6 protein-coding genes and 1 pseudogene are annotated in these 3,002 nt (G+C 52.1%); 6 read left to right on the forward strand and 1 reads right to left on the reverse strand.

All coding sequences use genetic code 11. The features are described from left to right. The first annotated feature begins 148 nt into the window (after positions 1–148). The 6 genes and pseudogenes from QZL71_RS12885 to QZL71_RS12910 form a co-directional block, all read left to right on the forward strand. Positions 149–619, forward strand: coding sequence for a hypothetical protein (locus QZL71_RS12885; protein ID WP_113992844.1), 471 nt, complete (start codon positions 149–151; stop codon positions 617–619). A gap of 10 nt (positions 620–629) precedes the next feature. Further along, complete coding sequence (locus QZL71_RS12890) at positions 630–869, forward strand: hypothetical protein (RefSeq protein WP_113992843.1); 240 nt, start codon at positions 630–632, stop codon at positions 867–869. A gap of 41 nt (positions 870–910) precedes the next feature. Next, the gene (locus QZL71_RS12895; RefSeq protein ID WP_113992842.1) at positions 911–1,111 is read left to right on the forward strand and encodes a hypothetical protein; all 201 of its coding nucleotides are present in this window, start codon (positions 911–913) and stop codon (positions 1,109–1,111) included. Beyond that, positions 1,035–1,481, forward strand: coding sequence for a DUF3846 domain-containing protein (locus QZL71_RS12900; RefSeq protein ID WP_294649122.1), 447 nt, complete (start codon positions 1,035–1,037; stop codon positions 1,479–1,481). Before QZL71_RS12895 ends, QZL71_RS12900 begins: the two co-directional genes overlap by 77 nt. A gap of 29 nt (positions 1,482–1,510) precedes the next feature. Next, the gene (locus QZL71_RS12905) at positions 1,511–1,969 is read left to right on the forward strand and encodes a PcfB family protein (RefSeq protein WP_097782594.1); all 459 of its coding nucleotides are present in this window, start codon (positions 1,511–1,513) and stop codon (positions 1,967–1,969) included. Beyond that, a pseudogene (locus tag QZL71_RS12910) lies at positions 1,966–2,807 on the forward strand (type IV secretory system conjugative DNA transfer family protein); the annotation flags it as partial. The gene QZL71_RS12905 and the pseudogene QZL71_RS12910, both read left to right, overlap by 4 nt. Here QZL71_RS12910 and QZL71_RS12915 read toward each other — a convergent pair. Then, positions 2,747–3,002: hypothetical protein (locus QZL71_RS12915; RefSeq protein WP_294649125.1), on the reverse strand; the 256-nt coding region annotated here is incomplete at its 5' end. The pseudogene QZL71_RS12910 and the gene QZL71_RS12915 sit on opposite strands and share 61 nt — an antisense overlap.

Here is a 3,002-nt window from a genome sequence, read left to right on the forward strand (position 1 = left end):
CACCCCGAAACAGATGGAGGACACTATCATCAAGCTGCTGGATCAGTGGCAACGCAAACAGCAGCGGCAGAATGAACGCTAACACACATTTTGAATGTAAGACCCAACCGGGTCTTTCTTTTTTGCAAAAATTAGGAGAAAAAGCACTATGAACACTACTATTGATCTCAAGACCGCAAAGACCATCGAAGCCATGAACCAGAAGATCAACCACATGGACAATGCTGTGACCGACTTCTTCAACAAGATGAGCGATGTGCTGGAGCGGCAGCTCGGCGATGATGAAGTTTACGCCGCCGTGATTGCCCCGGAGATCGAACTGACCATCACCCCGCTGGCGAATGTTCGCAGTTACCTGCCTTGCTTCGATGAAGCAGATTCCTGCTACAGCATCAGCGAAGATGTGCCGCTGGCTCTCTGTTACGACCCTCGTCAGGTCATCACACTGGCTGGAAAGCGTTACCTGTCCGGCGCAGTCATCTTTGTACGCTACGACACCGATGGCAATTTTGTTGCACTTACCACCGCCGACCTGTACCTGATCCAGTGTTATCTGGGCGAGAACAGCGTCCCTCTGATGGCTGGCCGCGAGAAGATGGTCTGCATCTGCATTGACTGAGAGGTGCAGCATGGATACCGAAATGACCCGCTATGAGAGTTTCGCAGAAGTCACGGAGGACTTTTACTGTTCCGCCGTTGATGTTTTGAAGATTCTGGTTCTCCGTCTGCACGACTACCATGCTCGTTGCTTCCATTCTCTGCGGGATGCTCTGTACGACTATTTTTCTACCGATGCCGCACCGCATACTCATGCCAATGTTTCCACTAAGCATATCGTCACCGCGTCTAGCGCTCCTCGTCCTCCCTAAGAGGATTCTTCTCACAGTTCAGTCAATGTAGGAGGTTTGCTATGAATTTTATTTATTCGTTTATCATTTTTGAAGCTGGTGCCTTTTTCGGCCTCTTTGTGGCAGCTCTGTTGAACGCCGCGCGTGCTGGGCAGGAAATCACTATCAAATTCGAGGAGGAAGATAATGGAACAGACCGAGAACACCTTGTCGGTGCTGAAAATTGCGCCGGGGCAGTATCCGCAGCAGGTCGAGATCGATAACGACCTGAAAGCATTGCAGCAGGCTGTCGGCGGCTCCATCGGCGCAAGCTACCCTTTTGAAGATCCGGTTGCCATCGTTTATAACGATGACGGCAAGCTTATGGGTCTGCCGCTGAACCGGGCCTTATGGGACGAGGACGGGCTGATGTACGATGTTATTGCCGGAACCTTTCTGGTGGTAGGTCTGGGCGAGGAAGATTTTGTATCGCTCTCCCCGGAGCTGGCGCAGAAGTATGAAGAAGAATTCCATCAACCCGAAGCCTTTCTCCCTCTGGGGCGTCGCCTGATGGTCATTCCGGTTCCGGATGAATCAGTTCAGAGTGATGCAGAAAAGGCTGTGAGTAAGCCCCCGGTGGAACATGACCGTTAAGGCGATTTTCTGCACAGGAGGTGGTAACGATGCAGGAAGAAATCGAGCATAAGACGGTCAACCTTGCCATCTCGACCACAAAACTGTCTGCCCGCACCCTGCTGCGCGGGATGCAGTTTCTGCTGCGGCAGTACGACAAGCACGCTTCGCAGGGCAAGCAGTCTATGAAGCGGCTAGTGCGGCAGAACCGTGGCGTGACCAATGTGGAGATCCAGAAAACCGGCATCAAGGATTTTGACCGCTATGCTAAGCGGTATCACATCGACTACGCCATCCAGAAAGACCTGTCCTGCACGCCGCCCCGGTATCTGATCTACTTCAAGGCACAGGACACAGACGCCTTGAGCGCAGCTTTCAAGGAATATTCGGCATCGGTGCTGGATAAAACCAAACGTCCTTCCGTGCTGGCAAAGCTGCACGATCTGGCGCAGTCCGTTGCAAATCTGCCGGACAAAGTGCGGCACAAGCAGGAGGAGCGTGGCCTATGAGCAAAAAGAAGCTTTCCAAGCTGCTGGCGCTCTATCTGCCCTATGTGGTAATTGGCTTGCTGGCCACCAATCTGGGCGAGGCATGGCGGCTGGCCGTGGGCAAGGAACTGGGCGATAAAATCGTATCGCTGATGGATACGCTCCCGGCTGCATTTTCAAATCCGCTGCCCAGCCTGCATCCGCTGGATCTGCTGGTGGGTTTATGCTGCGGTGCCGCAATGCGGCTGGCGGTGTACCTGAAAGGCAAAAACGCCAAGAAGTACCGTCACGGCATGGAGTACGGCTCTGCCCGGTGGGGCGGACCCAAAGATATCGAGCCGTTCATGGCTCCGAAATTTGAGGACAATATCATCCTGACCAAAACAGAACGGCTGATGATGTCCAACCGCCCACCTGATCCGAAGAATGCTCGGAACAAAAACGTGCTGGTAGTCGGCGGCTCCGGCAGCGGTAAGACAAGGTTCTTTATCAAGCCGAATCTGCTGCAATGTGATTCCAAGAATTTTCCGGTATCATTCGTGGTTACAGATCCGAAAGGTAGTATCGGCGTGGAATGTGGAGAAGCCCTGTTAAAGCACGGCTACAAGCTAAAATTCTTCAACACCATCAACTTTTCCAAGAGCATGCGCTATAACCCCATGGCGTACATCCACAGTGAAAAGGATGTTCTGAAACTCGTGACCGCACTGATGACCAACACCAAAAAGGTCAGGGCGGCGACCCATTCTGGGACAAAGCGGAACGGCTTCTGCTCGTTTCGCTGATCGCATACCTCCACTACGAAGCCCCTGTCGAGGAGCAAAACTTCGCAACATTGCTGGAAATGCTAAACACTATATAAATAGAAGCGTTTTGAAAAAACGCGCAGCCTGCATCGGAACGGTGCAGAATGAAGGGGATTGGGCACAGCCCAACAAGCATTTTGCAACGCAAAAATGGCGTTTGTATAGACAAAAGCCCTGCTTGCTGGTACAATGTCATCGATGAAACAAAAATAGTTTCATCAAAGACGGTTATATGGTTGTGCCGATTT

The organism is uncultured Faecalibacterium sp., from assembly GCF_900066275.1.
Lineage (GTDB): Bacteria > Bacillota > Clostridia > Oscillospirales > Ruminococcaceae > Faecalibacterium > Faecalibacterium taiwanense.

What these genes read in the sequence shown, in the direction of transcription:
- QZL71_RS12885 (WP_113992844.1), top strand. Translation starts at nt 149, where the DNA reads ATGAACACTACTATTGATCTCAAGACCGCAAAGACCATCGAAGCCATG.
- QZL71_RS12890 (WP_113992843.1), top strand. Translation starts at nt 630, where the DNA reads ATGGATACCGAAATGACCCGCTATGAGAGTTTCGCAGAAGTCACGGAG.
- QZL71_RS12895 (WP_113992842.1), top strand. Translation starts at nt 911, where the DNA reads ATGAATTTTATTTATTCGTTTATCATTTTTGAAGCTGGTGCCTTTTTC.
- QZL71_RS12900 (WP_294649122.1), top strand. Translation starts at nt 1,035, where the DNA reads ATGGAACAGACCGAGAACACCTTGTCGGTGCTGAAAATTGCGCCGGGG.
- QZL71_RS12905 (WP_097782594.1), top strand. Translation starts at nt 1,511, where the DNA reads ATGCAGGAAGAAATCGAGCATAAGACGGTCAACCTTGCCATCTCGACC.